Annotated in this window: 4 protein-coding genes and 1 pseudogene; 3 read left to right on the top strand and 2 right to left on the bottom strand. The window is 64.8% G+C overall.

All coding sequences use genetic code 11. The features are described from left to right. Nucleotides 1–376 (top strand): annotated as a pseudogene (locus EOA85_RS29815) (hypothetical protein); the annotation flags it as partial. Nucleotides 377–493: 117 nt separating this feature from the next. After that, nucleotides 494–700, top strand: coding sequence for a hypothetical protein (locus EOA85_RS29810; RefSeq protein WP_065009862.1), 207 nt, complete (start codon nucleotides 494–496; stop codon nucleotides 698–700). A gap of 15 nt (nucleotides 701–715) precedes the next feature. Here the strand turns inward: EOA85_RS29810 and EOA85_RS29805 are convergent, their stop codons facing one another. Beyond that, nucleotides 716–1,222 (bottom strand): OsmC family protein, encoded by a 507-nt coding sequence (locus EOA85_RS29805; protein ID WP_127212138.1) that lies wholly within the window; start codon nucleotides 1,220–1,222, stop codon nucleotides 716–718. A gap of 721 nt (nucleotides 1,223–1,943) precedes the next feature. Between EOA85_RS29805 and EOA85_RS29800 the strand changes: the two genes are divergently transcribed. Next, the gene (locus EOA85_RS29800; protein ID WP_127212137.1) at nucleotides 1,944–2,828 is read left to right on the top strand and encodes a DMT family transporter; all 885 of its coding nucleotides are present in this window, start codon (nucleotides 1,944–1,946) and stop codon (nucleotides 2,826–2,828) included. A gap of 75 nt (nucleotides 2,829–2,903) precedes the next feature. Here EOA85_RS29800 and EOA85_RS29795 read toward each other — a convergent pair whose 3' ends face one another. Continuing rightward, nucleotides 2,904–3,836 (bottom strand): LysR substrate-binding domain-containing protein, encoded by a 933-nt coding sequence (locus EOA85_RS29795; RefSeq protein ID WP_127212136.1) that lies wholly within the window; start codon nucleotides 3,834–3,836, stop codon nucleotides 2,904–2,906. Between the last annotated feature and the right edge of the window lie 18 nt (nucleotides 3,837–3,854).

The following is a 3,854-nucleotide window of genomic DNA, read 5'->3' as shown; positions in this document are numbered from 1 at the left end:
GTTCAACGCCAAGGGCGTCAAGATCGCCGACGATGTCGCTTCGCTGCATAGCGATGCCAACGCCATCACCAAGCAGACGGCGCTCGACGAAAAGGGTGAAGTGGTCAACGGCCGCGGCGATAAGCCCAACCGGCACGACGTGCTGACCGGCTCCAAGCCGGACGGCACGAAAATCGCCGACCAAACCTGCGGCGACTGGACGCTCAGCGGCGCAGAAGGTGCGGCAATGACGGGCCATCACGACCGCATGGGTCTCGACGATTCGGCCGCCGCCAAATCGTGGAATTCCTCGCACGCTTCACGCGGCGGGTGCAGTCAGGAGGCGCTGAGGAGCACCGGCGGCGACGGCCTGTTCTACTGCTTTGCCGTGAACTGAGCTGTTCCATATCGCACGGCTGTGATGCCGTGGCGAACCACCGCGCCCGGCCGCGCTTTCGTCGATCGCCCGGAGTTGATAGGATCGCCCGACTCCCACAACAAGCGAGGAAATCCCATGGCGGCTTCGAGCGTAGCGTTGGTCTGGTATCTGGTTATCGCCGGTCCGCAAGGCGGCATGGTGGTGCTGCCCAGCACGTTCGACACCCGCGAACAGTGCACCTCCGCCATCACCGAATATCAGAAGCAGCCGACGCCGGCCGGCTGGTCGGTGCAGTGTGTGCCGAGCGCCTCGCCGTTCGCCGACGAGGGCGAAAGTGAGTAGCCGGCGGCGCGCGTTTCAGCACTTCGCACTGACCGTCAGTTCCGGCCTGGTATTGATTGTCTGAAACACCACGCAGTAGCGTTCGGTCAGCTTGAGCAGCGCGTCGATGCGCTCCTGTGGCTCGTCAGTGTCGAGGCCGAATGTGAGCCGGATGGCGCGGAAGCCGACCGGCGCATCTCTTGCTACACCCAAGGTGCCGCGAAAGTCGAGATCGCCTTCGGCCTCCACGGTGGCGGCGCCGAGCTTGAACTCCAGCGCCGTTGCCACTGCCTTCAGCGTCACGCCGGCGCAAGCGACCAGCGCCTCCAGCAGCATGTCGCCCGAGCACAATTCGAGCCCCGAACCGCCGGTAGCCGGATGCAGACCGGCAACGGCGAGCGCCCTGCCCGTCTCGACCTTACAGGCGATCGACTGGTCGTCAATCGAGCCTTTGGCCCGAAGCGTGATCAGCGCGCGCGATGCGTCATCGCGATAGGCCTCCTTGAGCGGCGCCTGCATGGCCTTCAGTCCGGTGGCGTCCATCTCGAATCCTTTCGACCGTCATTTTCATCGCTCGTCACGATACTCGAATGGAACCGGTACGGGCTAAACCTCGATTTCACGACATTTGGATCGGAGTGACAAGCTGTCCAGACATTGCTGCGTCGTCAGACCTGATGACTTGTCATGCGACCTGGGGGCGCCCACGCGATGACGCCGTCCGTCCGAGCCCGTACCTCGGGTGAGGCCGGGCACGTGGCGACGGCCTCGTAGCCGAGAGTACCGGGGTACAGGGCAACGTTGGCGAGCTGTGATTGGCGGGCAGAGGATGGCACGCGCCTGCGCGATAATGGCCGACACACCGAGCCGGCCGGCGGCTTCGGAAGCGTTCAGGAACTGGGCGGAAGAGCTCATGAATCACCTTGTTGCTTTTGACCGCCTTTTTATCGGGCCAAGTCAACAGTGATGTTCACGGCGTGCTCCGTATCGAACTGACGCATCGGCTTGATGAGATGAATCGAGTTGCGCAACTAAGTCCTGTTCAGCCGCATCGGCCGGACGGGATACCCAGCCGCCAAACCTGCCCTAACGCAAGCTCACCGCTGGCGTAGCGCCGCGCAGGGTTTCGCCCGTGTAGCGTACGCCGTGGCCCTGATCGTCGCGGCCGCCGTGCTGATCATCGGCAACGATGCGGCAACAACTGCTGACGGTACGGTGTCAGGACAAGGCAGCATAGTCTGGCGAAATGACGGGATCCCTAAGCATGCCAGGCACCACCGACACCGCCGCCGAGCGCACCCTTGGCATCATCCTGGTTTCGGCGTCGGCGGCAGTGTTCGGCCTCACCGGCGTGTTGACCAAGTCGATCCATGCCGACCCGCTGACCATCACCTGCTGGCGCGGCTTCGTCGGCTCGATCCTGATCAGCCTCTATGTGCTTTGGCGGCGTCGCCGCTCCGGTGGGCGTGAAGGCCTGCGCCTCGGCTGGCGCGGCTGGCTGTTGGCGGTCGAGGGCGCGCTCGCCAGCATCGCCTTCATCTCGGCGTTCAAGTTCACCTTCGTCGCCAATGTCGCGATCATCTACGCCACGGCACCCTTTGTCACCGCGCTGCTTGCCTTCGTGCTGGTTCGTGAGCGCTTCCGGCTGCAGACGCTTGCCGCCGCCGCCGTGTCGCTCTGCGGTGTGGCGATCATGGTCTGGTCCGGTTTCGGCACCGGCCATCTGTTCGGCGACGGGCTGGCGCTGCTGATGACAATCGGCAGCGCGCTCTACATGATCATGGTGCGCGCTTTCCGCGACACGCCTGTGGTGTGGGCCGGGGCAGTGTCGGCATTCCTTTTGTTCGTGCTCGGCTGGTTCGTGACCGATCCATTGGCGGTCTCAGCCAGAGACGCAGCGCTGCTCGTCGCCTTCGGCATGTCGTTCGCGCTGGCCTCTATTCTGTGGACGGAGGGCGCGAGGCTCATCCCGGCCGCCGAATCCGGACTGCTGGGCTCGGCTGAGGTACCGTTCGCGATCCTGTTCGCCTTCGTGTTCCTGGCCGAGGTCCCGCCTGCCGCCAGCATGATCGGCGGCGCAATCGTGCTCTGCGCGGTCTTCGCCCATGCCGGGCGCGACTGGCAGGCGGCGAGGCAGCGTTCTGCCTGAGAAAATCTGCCCCTGAAATAAATTTATAAAGTCATGGAACCATCATCGGGTTCAGGCATTGTTGAGGCCGACGGGTCATCCCAAGTCCCCCAAACCCCTCGGCCCGTCTAACCTATAGCCGACCGCAAGGTCGGCTTTTTCTTTTCCGAAATGAGCCTGCGCCAGGGCAAGGTTGCCGCTGAACAGCGCAGCCAGCTCCTGCGCCGGCGGCTCGGCATCCTGGCGCAGCCGGATGGCGAACTCGGCGATGGGAACCTGCGGCAGCCCAAAGTCGCGCGGTGCTTCGACGATGCCGGAATGGGCAAAGCGCGCCGTCCGCAGCGTCAGAGCAATGCCGGCATTCACCGCCGTGCGCAGCCCGGCCAGGCTGGCACTGCCGGCGGCGACGCGGTAGCGGCGGCCGGCCGTGTCGAGTGCTGCGATCGCCGCGTCGCGAAAGCTGCAATGCGGATCGAGCAGTGCCAGCGGTACCTCGTCCTGGCGGGCGGCCAATCCCTTTTGCGAACAGAGCCAGAGCATCGGCTCCCTGAACAAGCCGACCTCGTCCGGCGCCGGTGCCTGTCGCATGGCGATCATCAGATCGAGGATGCCGGTTTGCAGTGCCTCGGCCAATTCGGCGGAGCGGCCGACGCGCAGTTCGATCCTGACGCGCGGATAGCTCGCGGCAAAGGCCCTGAGCAGCTCCGGGAGGCCGCTGTCGGCGAAATCTTGTGTCGTGCCTATGGCCACGCGCCCATCGGCTCGCACGCCCTTGAGGGCCAGCCACGCTTCGCGATGCACAGCAAGGATACGCCGGGCATGGCCGACCAGATGCTCCCCGGCCGGCGTCAGGCCGCGGCCCCGCCCCTGCGGCACCAGAAGCGGTTCGCCGACAATATCCTCAAGCCGCTGCATCTGCGTGGTCACCGCCGACGCTGAGCGGCCGACAATTGACGCCGCCTGCGCCAGCGAGCCGCCATCGACGAAGGCGAGAAAGGTTTTGAGGAGGTCAGGGTCGAGTGTCGGCATAATTCGATATTATCAAAG

This window comes from Mesorhizobium sp. M5C.F.Ca.IN.020.29.1.1, from assembly GCF_003997375.1.
In the GTDB taxonomy this organism is placed as follows: Bacteria; Pseudomonadota; Alphaproteobacteria; order Rhizobiales; family Rhizobiaceae; genus Mesorhizobium; species Mesorhizobium wenxiniae.
Note: the sequence above shows the minus strand (reverse complement) of the source record. Positions and strands in the feature narration are given on the sequence as shown.

Excerpts from the sequence above, each read along its gene's own strand:
- EOA85_RS29795 (WP_127212136.1), bottom strand. The coding sequence starts at position 3,836 with ATGCCGACACTCGACCCTGACCTCCTCAAAACCTTTCTCGCCTTCGTC.
- EOA85_RS29805 (WP_127212138.1), bottom strand. The coding sequence starts at position 1,222 with ATGGACGCCACCGGACTGAAGGCCATGCAGGCGCCGCTCAAGGAGGCC.
- EOA85_RS29810 (WP_065009862.1), top strand. The coding sequence starts at position 494 with ATGGCGGCTTCGAGCGTAGCGTTGGTCTGGTATCTGGTTATCGCCGGT.
- EOA85_RS29800 (WP_127212137.1), top strand. The coding sequence starts at position 1,944 with ATGCCAGGCACCACCGACACCGCCGCCGAGCGCACCCTTGGCATCATC.